Annotated in this window: 13 protein-coding genes, 1 tRNA gene and 1 pseudogene; 6 read left to right on the forward strand and 9 right to left on the reverse strand. The window is 72.8% G+C overall.

The genetic code is table 11. The features are described from left to right. A partial coding sequence (locus ACFV5N_RS13745) for an FGGY family carbohydrate kinase (RefSeq protein ID WP_385598410.1) occupies window positions 1–793 on the reverse strand: 793 nt, incomplete at its 3' end. 241 nt (window positions 794–1,034) lie between these two features. Beyond that, window positions 1,035–1,841, reverse strand: a complete 807-nt coding sequence (locus ACFV5N_RS13750) for a DeoR/GlpR family DNA-binding transcription regulator (RefSeq protein WP_385598413.1) — start codon at window positions 1,839–1,841, stop codon at window positions 1,035–1,037. 175 nt (window positions 1,842–2,016) lie between these two features. On the opposite strand from ACFV5N_RS13750, the gene ACFV5N_RS13755 reads away from it, so the two are divergent. The 3 genes from ACFV5N_RS13755 to ACFV5N_RS13765 all read left to right on the forward strand — a co-directional run bounded on the left by ACFV5N_RS13755 (window position 2,017) and on the right by ACFV5N_RS13765 (window position 6,200). Beyond that, window positions 2,017–3,339, forward strand: coding sequence for a PHB depolymerase family esterase (locus ACFV5N_RS13755; RefSeq protein WP_385598416.1), 1,323 nt, complete (start codon window positions 2,017–2,019; stop codon window positions 3,337–3,339). A gap of 240 nt (window positions 3,340–3,579) precedes the next feature. Further along, on the forward strand, window positions 3,580–5,100 hold the full coding sequence (locus ACFV5N_RS13760; RefSeq protein ID WP_385598419.1) for an ATP-binding protein: 1,521 nt from the start codon (window positions 3,580–3,582) through the stop codon (window positions 5,098–5,100). Beyond that, window positions 5,100–6,200, forward strand: a complete 1,101-nt coding sequence (locus ACFV5N_RS13765) for a tetratricopeptide repeat protein (protein WP_385598422.1) — start codon at window positions 5,100–5,102, stop codon at window positions 6,198–6,200. The genes ACFV5N_RS13760 and ACFV5N_RS13765 overlap by 1 nt, the downstream gene beginning before the upstream one ends. 117 nt (window positions 6,201–6,317) lie before the next feature. Here the strand turns inward: ACFV5N_RS13765 and ACFV5N_RS13770 are convergent, their stop codons facing one another. Further along, window positions 6,318–7,187 carry a GyrI-like domain-containing protein gene (locus tag ACFV5N_RS13770; protein ID WP_385598425.1) on the reverse strand — a complete coding sequence of 290 codons (870 nt, stop codon included), beginning with the start codon at window positions 7,185–7,187 and terminating at the stop codon, window positions 6,318–6,320. Window positions 7,188–7,637: 450 nt separating this feature from the next. Between ACFV5N_RS13770 and ACFV5N_RS13775 the strand changes: the two genes are divergently transcribed. Next, entirely contained in the window at window positions 7,638–7,823 is a 186-nt protein-coding gene (locus ACFV5N_RS13775) for a hypothetical protein (RefSeq protein ID WP_385598428.1), read from the forward strand. Window positions 7,824–7,916: 93 nt separating this feature from the next. Here the strand turns inward: ACFV5N_RS13775 and ACFV5N_RS13780 are convergent. Then, window positions 7,917–8,978 (reverse strand): annotated as a pseudogene (locus tag ACFV5N_RS13780) (glycoside hydrolase family 5 protein); the annotation flags it as partial. Between the two features lie 196 nt (window positions 8,979–9,174). On the opposite strand from ACFV5N_RS13780, the gene ACFV5N_RS13785 reads away from it, so the two are divergent. After that, a tRNA-Leu gene (locus ACFV5N_RS13785) sits at window positions 9,175–9,262 on the forward strand. Window positions 9,263–9,536: 274 nt separating this feature from the next. Here ACFV5N_RS13785 and ACFV5N_RS13790 read toward each other — a convergent pair. From ACFV5N_RS13790 to ACFV5N_RS13810, 5 genes are read right to left on the reverse strand one after another with little or no spacing between them, the layout of a single operon-like run. Then, entirely contained in the window at window positions 9,537–11,591 is a 2,055-nt protein-coding gene (locus tag ACFV5N_RS13790; RefSeq protein ID WP_385598430.1) for a right-handed parallel beta-helix repeat-containing protein, read from the reverse strand. Window positions 11,592–11,594: 3 nt separating this feature from the next. Continuing rightward, window positions 11,595–12,791 carry a mandelate racemase/muconate lactonizing enzyme family protein gene (locus ACFV5N_RS13795; RefSeq protein WP_385598432.1) on the reverse strand — a complete coding sequence of 399 codons (1,197 nt, stop codon included), beginning with the start codon at window positions 12,789–12,791 and terminating at the stop codon, window positions 11,595–11,597. A 1-nt stretch (window position 12,792) separates the two neighbouring features. Further along, window positions 12,793–13,620 (reverse strand): carbohydrate ABC transporter permease, encoded by an 828-nt coding sequence (locus ACFV5N_RS13800; protein ID WP_385598434.1) that lies wholly within the window; start codon window positions 13,618–13,620, stop codon window positions 12,793–12,795. Continuing rightward, window positions 13,620–14,591 carry a carbohydrate ABC transporter permease gene (locus tag ACFV5N_RS13805; protein ID WP_385598436.1) on the reverse strand — a complete coding sequence of 324 codons (972 nt, stop codon included), beginning with the start codon at window positions 14,589–14,591 and terminating at the stop codon, window positions 13,620–13,622. The genes ACFV5N_RS13800 and ACFV5N_RS13805 overlap by 1 nt, the downstream gene beginning before the upstream one ends. A gap of 2 nt (window positions 14,592–14,593) precedes the next feature. After that, window positions 14,594–15,859, reverse strand: a complete 1,266-nt coding sequence (locus ACFV5N_RS13810; protein WP_385598439.1) for an ABC transporter substrate-binding protein — start codon at window positions 15,857–15,859, stop codon at window positions 14,594–14,596. 150 nt (window positions 15,860–16,009) lie between these two features. On the opposite strand from ACFV5N_RS13810, the gene ACFV5N_RS13815 reads away from it, so the two are divergent. Continuing rightward, window positions 16,010–16,780 carry a FadR/GntR family transcriptional regulator gene (locus ACFV5N_RS13815; protein WP_385598441.1) on the forward strand — a complete coding sequence of 257 codons (771 nt, stop codon included), beginning with the start codon at window positions 16,010–16,012 and terminating at the stop codon, window positions 16,778–16,780. Window positions 16,781–16,828: the final 48 nt, after the last annotated feature.

Here is a 16,828-nt window from a genome sequence, read left to right on the forward strand (position 1 = left end):
GGGTGGTGCCCAGTACGCAGGTCGCCTGCCCGGCCCGGGTGGTGCCGGTGCCCAGGGCGGTGGCGACCACGTCGTAGGGGGCCAGCACCACCGGGGTGTCCGGCGGCAGCCCGACCTGCCGCGCCGCCGCCCCGGTGAGCGGCGCGACCGCCTCCCCGCCGCCCAGCAGCGGCGGCAGCAGCGCGCGGTGCTCCGTCAGCCCGTACATCGCCACGAGTTCGTCGGAGTAGGCCCGGGTGCGGATGTCGAGCCACGGCGCGGACGCCTCGGACGGGTGCAGGCCCAGCACCCCGGTCAGCCGCAGGAACAGCCAGCTGCCGCAGGTCAGCACGGCGTGCGCGGCGCGCAGGGACTCCGGTTCCCGCTCGGCCAGCACCCGCAGGATGGCGTTCGGCAGTCCGGCGTTGCTGAGCGAGGCGTTGGTGCGGTAGGCCCGCTCCAGGACGCCGTCGGCGCGCCAGCGGCGGACGACGGGGGCGGCGCGGGCGTCGTTCCACAGCACGGCGGGACGTACCGGGCGGCTGTGGCGGTCGACCAGCCAGGCGCCGTCGCCCTGGGCGGTGAGCGCCAGCAGACCCACCGGCCGGTCCACCGCGGCCACCGCCTCGCGGACGGCGGCGGCCACCGCCCGCCACACCTCGTCCATGTCCTGCTCGGCCGCGCCGGGACGGGGATGGTGCACCTCCGTCTCGCGCCGGCTGACCGTCAGTTCCCGGCCGGCGGCGTCGAACACCACCGCCTTGATCACGGTGGTGCCGGCGTCCACGCACACCGCCACGTCCGTGTCGCGCATCCGATACCGACCCTGGGCCCGATCCCGTTCCGGCGCCGCCATCCGCCGCACCTCTTCCCGGCCGACTGTGATGTGACGCGTATTACACGCAGGGTCCCGCTATTTCGCAACTTTTAACATCGATCTTCGGGGTGCGTGTCGCGCGCTCCGGGAAAACCGCAGTTGGGGGCGGTCATGCACCGGGCGGTACGGCCGGGTCGATCGGGTGAACTTCACATCACATCGCAGAACTGAGGGCGCGTCAGCAGCCGTCCACCACATCGACGCACGCCCCCCGCGCCCGCAGCTCGCGCACCGTGCGCGGCGCCGTCCCGCCGTCCACCACCGCCCGGTCCAGCTCCGCCAGCGCCGCCAGCCGGTGCGGCGCCCGCCGGTCGAACTTCGCGTGGTCGATCAGCGCCACCGTCCGCGACGCGGACGCCACCAGCGCCCGCCGGGTGATCGCGGTGCGCAGCGACTGGAGGTAACACACCCCGTCCACCACCGCCGTGGTGGACACGAACAGCAGATCGGGACGGATCCCGGCCGCCGCCTCCGCCGCCTCCTGCCCCAGGAACGAGTCGTACGCCGCGTCGTACCGTCCGCCGATCCCCACCAGCTCGATCCCCGGCTGCGCCGCCAATGCCCGGATCACCGGAAGGAAGTGCGTCACCACCGTCAGCGGCGCCCGCTCCGGCAGCAGCCGGGCCAGCACCAGCGAGGTCGTACTGTCGTCCAGCGCCACCACCTGCCCCGACTCCACCTCGGTGGCCAGCGCCTCGCGCGCGATCGCCAGCTTCGCCTCCACCTGGGCCTGCATCCGGTGCTCCAGATCCCCGTGGAAGGTGGTGGTCGGCGCACTCGTCGCCCCGCCCCGCACCTTGTGCAGGAACCCGCGCCGCGCCAGCTCGTCCAGATCGCGGTGCACGGTCATGATGCTCACGCCGTACTCCCGGGCCAGTGCGTCCACCCGGACGAACCCCGCCTCGGCCACCTGCCGCCGGATGGCCACCCGCCGCAGCTCCGGATTCCGCCGCGCCCCGTCCGCCGCCATCGGATCACCCGCCATCCGCCCAGCATCGCACGGCGCGGGGTGGGCCAAGGCCCGTGTGCACTCGGCCGGTTGGCTGGGGCGGGGCGGCGGGTCCGGGCTGTGGGAGCGCTTCCATGAAAGGCGTGTCCATGTCACGATCCGGGGTGCACCGCTTGCCCGTACCCCACCCCTCTGTGCTGAAGGGCCCCCGATGAACACCATCTCGCTCCGCACGGCGGGAGAACGGCGACGGCCACGCACCCTGGTCGCCACCCTCCTCGGCGCGCTCGCCCCGCTCCTCGCGGCGATGTTCCTCACCGCACCCCCGGCCTCCGCCGCCACCCTCACCGAGGTCACCGGCTTCGGAGCCAACCCCAGCAACCTGCGGATGCACCTCTACGTCCCCGACACCGTCCAGCAGCGCCCCGCCGTGCTCGTCGCCGTGCACTACTGCACCGGCACCGGCCCCGCCTTCCACGCCGGTACCGAGTTCGCCTCGCTCGCCGACCGCTACGGCTTCATCGTCGTCTACCCGTCCGCCACCCGCAGCGGCCAGTGCTTCGACGTCTCCTCGCCCCAGGCGCTGCGGCGCGACGGCGGCAGCGACCCGGTCGGCATCAGGTCGATGGTGGACTACGTGCAGCGCACCCACGGCGGCGACCCGGAGCGGGTGTACGTCACCGGCGCCTCTTCCGGCGCCATGATGACCAACGTGCTGCTCGGCGTCTACCCCGACGTCTTCGCGGCCGGCGCGGCGTTCGCCGGAGTGCCGTTCGGCTGCTTCGCCACCACCGACGGCTCCGGCTGGAACAGCGCCTGCGCGCAGGGGCAGATCAGCCGGACACCGCAGGAGTGGGCCGACACCGTACGCGCCGCGTACCCCGGGTACACCGGCCCCCGGCCGCGCATGCAGATCTGGCACGGCACGCAGGACGACGTCCTGCGCTATCCGAACTTCGGTGAGCAGGTCAAACAGTGGACGCAGGTGCTCGGCGTCGGCCAGACCCCCGCGTACAGCGATCAGCCACAGGCCGGCTGGAACCGCAGCCGGTACGGAGGCACCGGAACGCAGGCACCGGTGGAGGCCATCAGCCTCCAGGGCACCGGGCACAACGTGCCGGGCGCGGGCATGGCGGCGCGGGTGATCGAGTTCTTCGGCCTGGACCGGGGCGGCGACCCGGGCCCGGGGCCCGGACCCGGTCCCGATCCGCAGCCGGGCGCCTGCCGGGTGGCGGTGGCCACGAACGCGTGGAACGCGGGGCTCACCGCCGAGGTGACCGTCACCAACACCGGCTCGGCGGCGGTGAACGGCTGGTCGCTGACGTTCGCCCTCCCGGCCGGTCAGGCCCTCACCTCCGGGTGGAACGCCGGCTACACCACCTCCGGCGGCACCGTCGCGGCCACCCCCGTGGCCCACAACACCGTCATCGCCCCGGGGGCGTCCGTCAGCTTCGGGTACCAGGCCACCCACACCGGCGACGCCACGGCCCCGGCGGCCTTCGCCCTGAACGGCGCGGCCTGCGCGACCGGGTGAGCCGTGCCCTGAGCGCCGCGCCCGTACCCCCGGCCGCCCTGGGCCCCGGTGCCCGGGCGGTCCCGCCGTAGGGCCGCCCCGTGCCCGGCCCCGCGGCGGTACGGCCCGCGCCGCGGCACCAAGGAGGACGCCCGCGACAGGACCGCGCCGCACGGCGAGCGCGGCATCCGGGAACGCCGGGCGGGTGACCGGCGTGCCTTCCCGACGTGTCAGGATGCACAGGTGTCCGACGGTTCACCTTTGATACGCAGCCTGACCACGGCGGTCGAGGCCGCACCCGACGATGTGCCGCTCCGGCTGCACCTGGCCGGTCTGCTGCTCGCCGACGGGCGGCAGACCGAGGCGATCGGTCATCTGGCGGGCGTGCTCCAGCGCGACCCCCACCACGCCGATGCCCTGCGCCTGATGGCCCAGGCGGTCGCCCCGCCCGTGCCGGAGCCCGCCGCCGCACCGGCTCCGGTACCGCGCCCCGCGCCCGTTCCGGAGCCGGAACCCGCCGCCGCGCCCGTTCCGGAGCCGGAACCCGCCCCTGCCCCGCCGCAGGAGGCGCAGCCCGCGCCCGCACCGGCACCGGCACCGGATCCGGCACCGGCACCGGCATCGGATCCCGACCCCCCACCCGCGTCCGTACCGGCCCCCGCCGAGGACCCGGCAGGGGCCGGCCGCCCCGCCACCGCCGCCGGGCGGCCGGACACCGCGACCACCGCCCAGCAGCCGTCCCCCGCCCCCGGATTCGACTGGCACGACGCCGAGGACCAGCTGGCCGACGCCGTACCGCCGAAGTTCGTCACCTCCACCGCCTCCACGGAGGACACCACCACCGGCGGCACCCCGCGCGAGACCCCGCAGCGCCACGACGAAGGGCCCGGTGATCCGGTCCTGGACATCCAGCCGGCCGGCGGTCTCCGGCTGGCCGATGTCGGCGGGATGCAGGAGGCGAAGGACCGGCTGGAGGCCGCGTTCCTGGCCCCGCTGCGCAACCCGGAGCTGCGCAAGCTGTACGCCAAGAACCTGCGCGGCGGCCTGCTGCTGTACGGCCCGCCCGGCTGCGGCAAGACGTTCATCGCGCGGGCCGTCGCCGGCGAACTCGGCGCCCGCTTCCTCCCGGTGCGGATCAGCGACATCCTCGACCCGTACATCGGCAGCTCCGAGCGCAATGTCACCCGCATGTTCAACGAGGCCCGCCGCAACGCGCCCTGTGTGCTGTTCTTCGACGAACTGGACGCGCTCGGCGCCAAGCGCAGCCGTATGCAGCACAACGGCATGCGCAACGCCGTCAACCAACTGCTCACCGAGATGGACGGGGTCGACGGCGCGGCCAACGACGGCGTGTTCGTCCTGGGCGCCACCAACCACCCCTGGGACGTGGACTCGGCGCTGCTGCGCCCCGGACGGATGGACCGGCTCGTCCTGGTGGCCCCGCCCGATCGCCCCGCCCGCGAGGCGATCCTGCGCTACCACCTCAAGGACCGTCCGGTCGCCAACATCGACCTGGGCCGGCTCGCCAAGCGCACCGAGAACTTCTCCGGCGCCGACCTCGCCTACCTGTGCGAGGCGGCGGCCGAACGCGCCCTGATGGACTCTGTCCGCCGGGGCGAGCCCCGTCTGATGGAGATGGCCGACCTGCTGGCCGCCGCCGGCGAGGTGAGCCCGTCCACCGAACCGTGGTTCGCCACCGCGAGCACCGTGGTCACCTTCTCGCCCGACCGCGGCAGCTACCGCGAACTGCGCGACTACCTCAAACGCACGAAGAGGCTGTGATGGGGACGACGGAACCACCGGGCCGTACCGATCCCGAACTGGTGGCCCTGGCCCGGGACATCACCGCCGCGCGGCGGCTGCTGGGGGCGGGCCGGCCGCAGGAGGCCGCCGCGATTCTGGGGCCGCTCGTCGGGCGCAGGCCCGAGTTCGGCTACGGCTGGTCCCTGCTGGCGGCCTGCCGGCTCGAACTGGGCGACCCGCGAAGCGCGCTGGCCGCGTCCGACCGCGCCATGACCGACTCGGCGAACGCCGCCTACGCCTGGACGGTACGGACGGCGGTCCTGCTCAAGCTCGGCCGCGCCGACGAGGCGCTGGCCGCCGCCGAAGAGCTGATCCGGCTGCATCCGGAGGGCTGGCGCGGCCACGAACTGCGCGCCCGGGCTCTGCTGGCCGGTGCCCTGGCCGGCCCCGGCGAGGCGCTGCCGGCGGCCGAGCGCGCCGTGGCCCTGGCCCCGGAGGAGGTCGAGGCGCACTACACCTGTGGCCGTGCGGCGTACCAGCTGGGGCGCCTCGATCTCGCCGAGCGGGCTTTCGGCACCGTGCTCCGGCTCGACCCGGAACACGGCGACGCCCACCGGGCGCTGGGCATCGTGCGCTCCCGGGGCGCCGGCACATCGGGCCTGCGGCTGGGCCCGATGGCGACCGGCTACGCCGACGCCCTCGCCGTCGATCCGGGGGACGGCGGGACCCGGGCGTCGCTGAACGGTGTGCTGTTCGTGCTGCTGGCGAAGGCGCGCTGGTTCGGCTGGTTCTGCCTGCTGGTCACGCTGGTCCTGCTCGGTGCCGCCGCCGACGCGTCCGGGGACGGCTGGGGGTTCCGGGGCGCGGCGCTGGCGGCGACCGTCGCGGTCTGGCTGCTGTGGGGGTGGCGGGTCGGGTCCCAACTGCCCGCCCGCTCCCGTGGTCCGCTGCTGGCCGTGGCCCGGGCCACCCGCCCGCTGCGGCTGATGGCGGGCGCCGCCGTGGCACCGGTGATCGGGGCGGTGGTGCTGGCCGCCGTACCGTTGCCGTCCGCCATGCCGTTGGCGGTCATCGTGCTGGCCGCGCTCGCCACGGCCGTCCTGTCGCACCTCAGCCGGCGGGCCGGCGGCCTGCGCTGAGCGGTGCACGTCAGGGCGCCGGCACGCCGAGGCGTGCCGGCGCCTGATCGCCCGGGCGTGGCTCCCCGGTGACGCGGAGGGCTCTCAGTACCCTTCTTCACCCCTCCTCGCCGGGCCTCACGCCGGTTCGACGGGCAGCCACAACTCGCAGGTCGCGGTGGTGAGATCCTCCGCGCGCTCCAGGAACGCGACGAGGGAGGGGCCGGGCCGCAGCCGCCACGGATTGGACGGGAACCACTCGGTCGCGGTCGCCGCCCAGACCGTCTGGAGGGCCTGCGGGAACGGTCCGCCGGCGCGGAAGACGGCCCACATTCCGGCCGGCACCTCGATGACGTCGAGATCGTCCGGGACCGGTGTATCCCGGCGTACCGCGACTCCGTGCAGGTGAGTCAGCTCGCTGCCCTCCCTCGCGTCGGGATCGACGTCGTCGCTGACCTGCAGCAAACCCCCGGGCTCGGTGTCGCCGAGGGACTTGAGCCGCAGGTGCTCCTCCTGCGGCAGCGCGGCGATGTGCTCCTGGATGTGCGGGTTGACGCCCTCGTGGATCAGCGGGACCCGGGTCGCGTGTCCCACCAGCCGGAAGGCGGGGCGGTCGACGAGGCGGGTGTCCATGGGAATGCTCCCTTCGACGGTCAGGCGGAACCTGAGCCGTGGTTGTGTACGCAGTGGGCCGCCCTGCCGGCGGACGTCACCGGGGCCGGCACCGTGGACCGCCCGGAACGCGCGTCCGAACGCCTCACTGGAGCCGTATCCGTGCCGGACGGCGATGTCCAGCAGCCCCTTCTCGCCCCGGACGACATCGGCGGCGGCGACGGTCATGCGCCGCCGCCGCACGTACTCCGACAGCGGCATACCGGCCAGCGACGAGAACATCCGGCGCAGGTGGTACCCGGTCGTGCCGAGCGCCCCGGCCAACCCGTCGATGTGGGGCTCCTCCGCGAGGTGCTCCTCGATGTGATCGACCAGTTGGTTCAGTGCCGAGATCATGCGGCCTCCTTTCGACTCCCACCCTGACAGCGGCCACCCCGGCCGGACCCGATCGCTGCGGTCCGATCCGATCGGGGGCCGCCCGGCCGGCGGCGGGCCTCGCGAGAGTCAAGGTGGCCCCGTGGGGCCGCGAACGCCGAGTCCCCGGGTGGCGGAACCGTGGCAGGCACCGGCTGAAGGCCGCCCCGCGCCTGAACCCGATGGGATCCCCAGCGGCCACCGTCCGGCGAGGTGAGGGCTGCCGGGGAGGGGCAAACCATTAAGATTCTGCGGCAGTCGGCGCCTTCGGCTTGTGATCACGGACTGACTCCTGGTAGCCAGGTCACGGGGCGGGCGCGCCTCGGCGACGTCAGCACCGGCTCCTGGGCTGGGCCATGCGCCGGCGCCCGCCGGCCCTGCCGGCCTACCCACCGCTCAGCGTCCGCACCGTGCCACGGGGCTGCCGGCAGGATGCACCGCCAGCAGCTGGTGCCGTTCCTCAATACCGTGGCCGGTGCGTGGGGAGCCGCGGAGGATGCGGCGGACAAGGCCGGTGGCCCTCCCGGCTGCGGTGCGTCCGGGCCGCGCTGCCTGACGGTCTTCTCCCTGTTCGACGGCGACCGGCGCGTCTTCAAGCCCCGGGGTTCCCCGCGCTGAGCCGGGCCCCGGCCGGGGGTGCCGCGCGGGACGTCCCCGGCCGAGGCGCGATCCGATCCGTTCCAGTGCCTCGGAAAGGTGCTTTCAGCGCCCGGTCGGGACCGGCACGTCGTCCTCGCCGAAGACGGTGGCCTCCTCGGAGGTCTCGGCGATGCCGTTCACCCCGTGGAAGATGCGCTCGCCCCAGGAGCTGAGCCGGCTGGGGTCGAAGTCGGTGGCCAGGTCCAGGATCGGGTCGGTGTTGCCGCTCCACGACCAGGCCAGATAGCCGAGCCGGTACTGTTCGGCGGCGGCCAGCATGGCGTCCTCGTCCGGGTCGCCCCACTCGTCCGGCGGTCCGCCGAACTCCCCGATGACCAGCGGCAGCCCGGCCTGGACGAAGGACTCCAGATAGTCGGTGATCTTCTCCGCCGTGTCGTAGACGCTGTACATGTGGATGGAGAAGAGCAGATCGCCGGTGGGGTCGGCGTCGTGGACGGACTGCGCGGTGGCGCGCATCACGCCTTGCCAGTCCTGGCCCCAGTTCGGTGCGTCGATCATGATCGTGTGCGTGAATCCGGCGTCGCGCAGCTTCTGGATCGCGGCGATGGTGGGCGCCGTCCAGCCGGCGGGGTCGGTGTTGCCCCACGGCTCGTTGCCGATGTTGATGATGATGTAGTCCTCTTCACCGTCGAGGACGTCCTTGAGCCCGATCCAGTAGTCCGCGGCACCGTCGAGTATCCCGGCCTCCGGCTCCTCGCCGTACCCGGTGGTGTCGTGCACCTCCAGGACGCAGATGAGCCGGTTGGCCTTGCAGTCCTCGATGACCGAGGCGACGTCGGAGGCGCTGTTCTCGCTCCAGCGGTGACCGTTGGAGAGCACCACCCGGACCGTGTTCGACCCGAGGGTCTTCACGTCGGCGAGCGACTGCGTCTCGTCCGGATACCAGGTGTGGGCGTGATTGACGCCGCGCATGATGAAGTCGTTGCCGTTGCCCTCCACCAGCCGTCCGTCACGGATGTGCAGACCGGTGGCGAGAGCCGTCCCCTCCTCCTGCGCCTGCGCGGTGGCCGGCCCGAGGCCACCGAGCACGGCGACGCCGACGAGCCCGGTGAGGGCGGTCAGCAGGCGGGTCCTGGGACGTGTGCGGGGGGTGGTGCTCCGTGCTGTTCTCACGGCGACTCCAGGGAGTGGGGGCGAAGAAGAGCCTGACTGGGAGCGCTCCCATGAACCCACCACCGGGGAAAGACGTCAAGGCACCGCGCACGGCCCCGTCACATCCCACCGAAGTCACCCCATGGTCACGCAGGGTTACTGTCCCGACCACCCGGCGAAACTTGGTATCGTTGTCTCCGTCGCAACGACACACCTCGTCCGGGTGGCGGAATGGCAGACGCGCTAGCTTGAGGTGCTAGTGCCCTCTTATGGGCGTGGGGGTTCAAGTCCCCCCTCGGACACCAGCAGAAACCCCAGTTCACCTGGGGTTTTTGTGTTGTCTGGGCCCTGAGCCCAGGAACGATCCTGGTCGCCGGGCGGCCTTGCCCGGTCCGGTCCGGTCGGCGCCGTAAGCCGGGCAGGGCGGCGACGGCGTCGGTGAGGCGTCCGCGGTGTAAGGCCCCGTGTCCGGGGAGGACCGCACGTCGGACACGTCAACCGTGAACCGGTGCGTCACGCCGCGTACCCGGGTGAAGGCCCGGCCGGTGGGAGCCGGCCGGGCCGGGGTGGCCGTGGTGCTCAGGACGTGCCGTGGTGCGGCGCGGCCGGGCCCGCCTCGGCGATGATGTCGCGGGCCTCGGCGGGGATGTCGTCGCGGGTGAAGACGACCGTGTTCTCGACGGAGTTGCCGCGTTCGCCGGTGACGAGGCCGGTGATGGCCGGGTTGGTCGTCCAGTTCCCGGTCAGGGTCTGGTCGCCGGTGGTGTTGCCGTTCTGGTTGTTGGCGTGCGCCCACTGTGCCGCCGTGTCCAGGAAGACGTTGCGGGCGGCGGTGATGTAGCGGGAGCCCTCGTCGAAGTACAGCCCGAGCTGTCCGCTGTTCTCGCAGACGTTCCCCTCGATGGTGCTGCGGGGCATCGCGGAGAGTGTGTAGACGCAGCCGGCGTCGAACATGGTGTGCACGACATCGCTGATGTGATTGCCCACGATCCGGACATCGGTCAGCGTGGTCGGCGTGTCGTAGACCGGCTGGAAGTCGTAGAGCCCGCGGGCGAGGTACTCGGGGTTGCCGCCGGGGTCGTTGGCGCCCCAGCCGTAGCCGACGCCGATCCCCGTGTAGGGCATGTCGGACACCGCGTTGTGCTCGATGGTCAGCCGGGTGACGTAGCCGGCGAAGATCCCGTCCTGGTCCAGATACTCCAGCGCCGTGGAGAACACGCGGTTGTGGCTGATGAGGATGTCGCTGTTGGTCATGCGCTCGTCGGAGGGATGGTGGGCGTCGGGACGCACCCCGCCCACCACGATGCCGCCCCCGGCACCGGCGGTGAACGTGTTGCCGACGACGGAGACGCTCCGCGCGCCGAGGCCGACGCCGGTGGCGTGCGCGTTGGCGTCGTTGCCGATGCCGAGGCCGACCGAGCCGAGGTTCACGAAGGTGTTGTCCGCGAAGAGGATGTCGTGCGCGGCCGACACCTGTACGGCCGCGGGGGCCTGCGCCCAGTCGTTGCGGGCTCCTTCGAAGCCCTTGCACCCGGTGGCGCAGGAGGTGAACGCGTCGGCGGGCCGGTGCTCCTGGACACCCGTGAGGAACGTGCCGGTCTGCTGGTTGGCGTAGCCGTCGGACGTGCCGGGGTGCAGCCAGGTGGTACCGGTGAAGGTGAGTCCCTCGAACGCGAGGTCGTGGGCGGGCTCGTCGTAGGTGCCGCCCACCTCGACCAGTGTCTCCAGCCGCGGGAGTTCGACCCGCGCGCTCGCCAGGTCCTGTCCCGCGAGCGGCTTGTAGTAGAGCGTTCCGGCGGTGGTGTCCAGGTACCACTCGCCCGGCTCGTCGAGGAACGCCTTGGAGTTCAGCAGCCAGAACACCGGTGCGCGGAACGGCGACTGGATCGTGTCGTACCCGTAGGTGTTGTTGTCCCAGGCAGGCTGCTGCATGACGACGGTGGAGCCGGAGATGCGGTCCACCGGTGCGAAGCGGTTGGTGAACGACAGCATCGCCTGGAGTTCGATGCGCCGCTGGTCGGGCAGGTCGGCCAGGTGGTCGAGGTCCGGGTTGTCCAGGGTGAAGCCGGTGGCGTCGAGCACGATGTCCGAGGGCGCCAGGCCGGTACGGGCGCGCTGGGCGAGGGCACCGTCGACGTACAGCTGCCGGGTGTCGAAGCCGGTGCCGACATCCGCCCGGTAGATGCCGGTGGCGGGATCGTCCGGTTCCCAGCCCGTGACGGGTTCGGCGCCGGTGAGGACGGGGCGCGCTCCGGGAGCGGCCCGGTACGTCACGGTGTGGCCGTCCTGTCCGGAGTCGGCCGCGTCGAACCGCAGCGGCTCGCTGAGCCGGTAGGTCCCGTCCATGAGCACGACGCTGACGTCGCCGTCGCCGCGGGCGGCGAGGTCCCGTGCCCGGTGCTGCGCCTCCGTCAGGGTCGCCAGCGGCTGCTCGGCGGTGCCGGGCCCGCTGTCGGCGGCGTTCGGTGCGCCGGTGGGCGCGACGACGACGGTGTGGCCGGCGGGCGTGGCCTGCGGCGGGGGCGCGGCGTGTGCGGTGGGGGCGGTCAGGGCGGTGACCATCGCGGCGGCCAGGGCCGCGGCGGCTGTCGCCAGGGAGGGGCGCGGGCGTGTCGGGAGCTGTGGTGGGGGCACGGCTCATGTCCTTTCGTCGGGTCGGGGGGTCAGAGGGGGGTCGGGGTGGAGCGCGGGGCCGGTCACCGGGAGCAGGCGCCGTCCGGCCTGCTCCGGTCTGATGTGCGGGGCGCCCGGCGCGGTGGTGTGCGGCCGGCGGGCGGCGGCGATCGCCTCCGCGTCGACCCGCAGGCCGAGCCCCGGTGTGTCGCCGAGGACGAAGGCGCCGTCCTCCACGGTCAGGTCGAGGGTGAGGCCGGCCGGGGGCCGGAGGTCCTGCAGTTCGCTGACCAGGTGATGGGGGAGGGCCGTCGCGGCGTGCAGCAGTCCGACCGGGGTGTTGCCGATCGGGCTGACGGGCAGGTCGTGGGCGTGGGCCAGGGCGGCGACCCGCAGAAAATGGGTCACCCCGTGCACGGCGGCGGTCTGGACGATGTCGAGCGCGCCCACCGCGAGCAGCGGCCGGTACTGTTCCAGTCCCGTCAGGTTCTCCCCGCCCGCCACCGAGGCCCGGACCCCCCGCTGGACGGCGGCCAGGCCCTCGGCGTCCCAGCGCCTGACCGGCTCCTCGATCCAGAGGAGATCCAGGGTGCGTTCGAGGGCGGCGACGTGGCGGACGGCCTGTTTGCGGGTCCAGGACTCGTTGGCGTCGAGCATGAGACCGGGCGGTGCGCCGTGCGCGGCCTCCGTCAGCACCTCCCCGACCAGGGTCAGACGCCGCCGGTCCCGGTCGGGGTCGAGACCGCCCTTGAGTTTGGCCGCCCGGATGCCGCGCTCGGCGTACTCCTGGTAGACCGCGACCAGGGCGTCGTCGGTCAGCCCGATGTCGAGGCCGGAGGCGTAGGCGGGTACGCGCCGGTCGAGTCCGCCGAGGAGCCGCCACAGGGGTTCCCCGGCCGCCTGCGCCTTGATGTCCCACAGGGCGGTGTCGAGGGCGCCGATGGTCGCGAACCGGGCTCCGGCGTGCCCGGACTTGAAGGTCCGCCGCAGCATCCGGTCGTAGAGCGCGGTCACGCCGCGCGGGTCCTCCCCTTCGAGGGCCGCGAAGAGGATGTCCACGTCCTCGTGCGATCCCAGGCCGGCGCCGGTGATCCCCTCGTCCGTGTCCACGAGGACGATGGGGACGGGGACGACACCGTCGGCGAAGACGCCGTTGGCGTCCCCGACGGGGCGGCCCCACTCCTGCACCGTGGTCAGGGTGCGATACCCGGTGATCCGCATGTCATCCCTTCGTGGAACCGGCGGTGACGCCGTCGGCGATCTGGCGCTGGAAGAAGACGTAGAGGACGAGGAGAGGGAGCGCGGCGATCAGCACCCCCGAGGCGAGGACGGGGATGTTGTCGGCGTACTGGCCGCGCAGTGAGGTGACGCCGGTCATCAGCGTGCGGTGCTCGGGGGAGGGCATCAGCAGCAGGGCGATGAGCACGTCGTTCCAGCAGAACAGGGCGTTGAGGATGCCGACCGACAGCAGGGCCGGGCGGCCCAGCGGCAGCATGACGCGCCGGTAGACGCCGTACGGCGTGTTCCCGTCGATCCGGGCCGCGTCCACGATCTCGCGCGGGATGCCGGTGTAGAAGCTGGTCATCAGGAAGATCGTGAAGGGCAGGAACTGGGCGACGTAGGCGAGGATCAGCCCGGTGAAGGTGTCCATGAGCCCGAGGTCCGCCATGATCCGCGCGAGGGGGACCATGATGACCTGGAAGGGGACGAACAGCGCCGCGAGGCAGCCCAGGAAGAGCGCCCGTGAGCCCCGGAACCGCAGGTGGCTGAGGGCGAAGCCGGCCATCGAGCCGATCAGCAGGAGCAGCAGCACGGCGGAGGTCACGACGACGAGGGAGTTGAGGACGTACCGCTCCATGCCGGCGTTCGTCCACGCCGTGGCGGCGTTGTCCAGGTTCGGGGAGTCCGCCGGGGCGAACCGGTCGAGGACGTACTCGTGCCGGGTCTTCATCGCGACGTTCCCCGTGAACAGCAGGGGGTAGACCGTCGCCAGGGCGAGAGCGGCCATGGGCAGGGCCACCAGCCATCTGCCGAGGCGGAGACCGCGCATCAGCTCTCCCTCCCCGAGCGGCGCAGCAGTGCGATCTGCGCGAAGCCGACGACGAGCATGACGGCGAAGAGCACGGTCGAGGCGGCCGAGGCGAGCGCCGGGCGGTTCAGCTGGCCCTGCTGGATCCAGATGTAGTACTCCGGCAGATAGGTGGAGCCCTCGGGCCCGCCGCTGGTCATCACGTACAGCAGGCCGAACATGGAGGTCAGCATGCCGATCATCGTGGTGACGACGACGAACTGGATCGTGCGGGACAGGCCCGGGACGATCACGTGCCGGATGAGCTGCGGCAGCGACGCGCCGTCGACGCGGGCGGCGTCCTGGAGCGAGGGGTCCAGGGTGGAGAAACCGGCCAGGAAGACCACCAGCGCCATCCCGAAGGTGGCCCAGATGTGGACGCCGACGACGGTGAAGAGGGCGATGTCCGGATCGCCGAGCCAGTCGACGGGGCCGATGCCGAGGTGCCCGAGGCCGGAGTTGAGCGGGCCGTCGATGGCCAGCAGGAGGGTGAAGATCGCGCCGACGATCACCGGTGAGAGCACGGCCGGGAAGAAGTAGACGCCGCGGTAGAGCCGGTGCCCCGGCACGCGCAGATGGATGAAGGTGGCCAGCAGGCCGGGGATCGCGACCGCCACCGGCAGCAGCAGGACCAGCAGCCCGACGTTCTCCAGCGCGGTGCGGAAGAGCGGGTCCTGCCACAGCTCCGTGTAGTTGTCCAGGCCGACCGGCTGCCCGTCGCGCTCGCCGTCGCCGGTGAAGGAGTAGTTGACGCCCAGGAGCAGCGGGTACAGCCGGAGCACCAGGAGGATCAGGACGGCCGGTGCGAGCAGCACGTAGGGCGCCAGCCGTTCGGCGCGGCGGCCGGCCCCGTACCGTGGCCCGCCCGTGCCCCGGGCCGGGCGGCGGGCCGGGCGGGCGGCCGGACCGGCCGGTGCCGGGCGCGCCGTGGGCGGCGAACCGTGGGCGGGCACGGTCAGCCCGCCCGGTCGGCGTCGGCCAGCTGCCGCAGCGCGTCCTCGATGCCCACCGACCCGCTCAGCAGCTGCTGGGAGAGCCGGCCCATCAGGTCCAGCGTCCTGGCCGGCAGTGCGACATGCAGGGCGGGCTTGCCGGTCTCGATCCCCCGCATGAGGGTGGCCAGTGCGGGACCGCCGCCGGAGACGTCCACCGTGGTGTCGGCGACGATCGCTCCGGCGTCGGCGTGGAAGGCGGCCAGCGCGTCGGTGGAGGTCAGGGACCGGACCAGGTCGGCGGCGAGGTCCGGGTTCCGGGTCTCTTTCGCGACCGCGTATCCGATGCCGCCGTCGAGGGGCAGGCCGGGGGCGGCCCCGTCCGTGACGAGCGGGGCGGGCAGCACGCCGACGTTCTCCTCGCCGAGGAACTCGCCGAAGTCCTCCCAGTGGCCCACGTCCGAGACGAGTCCGATGATGTGGGCGGCGTCGCCGGACGCGAAGAGCGACAGGGAGTCGTTGAACAGCGCGGTGGAGTTGACCCCGGCGTTGTTGAGACCCGCCCGGTCGATCTCCTGCCACAGCTCGAAGATCCGGCGCACGTGGGGCGAGGTCCAGTCCCGGTCGCCGGCGAGCCAGGCGTCGTACTCCTGTGGCGGGAGGACGGCCGGGCCGAGGGCCGAGAGGAAGAAGTGGATGCCGTACCCCTCCTTGTTCCCCTGGGCGAAGCAGGTGGCCTGGGTCTCCTCGGCGATGGTGCGGCAGTCGGCGAGGAAGTCCTCCCAGGTGGTGGCCGGGTTCTCGGGGTCGAGTCCGGCCTCCTCGTAGAGGGCCTTGTTGTAGTAGACGGGGTGCCCCTGGAGCGTCACCGGTGCCGCGTAGACGGTGCCGTCCCGGGAGAACGCCTCCCAGCCGGCCAGCCGCCGCAGGTCCTGGGCCACATGGTCGTCGAGGGGGAGCAGATCGTCCGCCCGCTCCCGGAGCTGGCCGCCGCCGTTGAAGAGCATCACATCGGGGCCTTCGCCGGTCCGCATGGCCGTGCCGAGCAGGGTGTAGTACTGGTCGAACGGCTGCGCCACGAACCGCACGGTCACCTCCGGGTGCCGCGCGGCGAAGTCGGCCCGCGCCTCCTCGATGTACGCGGCCGCGGCCTCGTCACCGGACTTCCAGTCCCACACGACCAGCGTGTTCTCCCGGGAGCCGGAGGCGGATCCGGATCCCGCGCTGCCGCAGCCGGCCAGTGCCATCGCCCCCGCCAGTGCCATCGCCCCCAGTGCTCGCCGCTTCATCGCCGCTCACTCTCCGGAGGGTGCCGGGGCAGCCCACCCGTCGGTTCGGATGGTCAGGAAACGTAAGTCGTATGATGTTTGGCGTCAAGGGGTGGCGCGTATACTGGCGGGAATCGTGGCGCCGCCTGATCGCGGGTCACCGGAGGGACTATGACGGCATCACAGCAAGCCGCTTCGGACGCTGCGCCGCCGCCGGCCTGGGTGCGACGACCGGCCAGCCTCGCGAGGGCGCTCACCGCGGAGTTGGTGGTGCGCATCGTCCGCGGGGACTACCCGCCCGGCGCTTCCCTCCCGGCCGAGCCGGGGCTGTGCGAGGCGTTCGGGGTCAGCCGGACCGTGGTCCGCGAGGCGGTGAAACTCCTTCAGGAGAAGGGCCTGGTCCACGTCCGCCAGGGCGCCGGCACCGTGGTGACCCCGACGACCCGGTGGAACATGCTGGACGAACTGGTCCTGGGAGCCAGCGTCGAGGGGGACGAGAGCCTGACGATCCTCGACGACCTCGTCGTCACCCGGCGGCTGCTGGAGTCCGACATGGCCAACCTCGCCGCCCAGCTCGCCACGGACGAGGCCGTCGACCAGCTGCGCACCCTCGTCGAAACCATGGACGAACTGGTGGACGACCACGTCACCTACGAGGAGCACGACCGGGCCTTCCACGACACGATCATGCGGGTCTCGCAGAACCGCATCGCCCGTGCGGTGGTGCGCTCACTGGAGAGCCAGGCCATCAACACCGCCCGCTATGTGGGGAAGACCGAGCCGGCCCTGTGCGTGGCGTCCAATCAGGGCCACCGCCGCATCTACGAACGCATCGCCGCCCATGACCCGGACGGCGCCGCCGAGGCCATGTTCACCCACATCACCGAGGCGTGGCTGGTCCGGCGCAGCGGGCCCGGCGAGCCCGTGCGGCTGCGCCGCTAGCCGTCCGCGCCGGCCGTCCGCGCCGGCCGTCCGCGCAGGGTCTCCGCG

Origin of the sequence: Streptomyces sp. NPDC059853 (assembly GCF_042731495.1) — a bacterium.
Classification (GTDB): Bacteria; Actinomycetota; Actinomycetes; order Streptomycetales; family Streptomycetaceae; genus Streptomyces.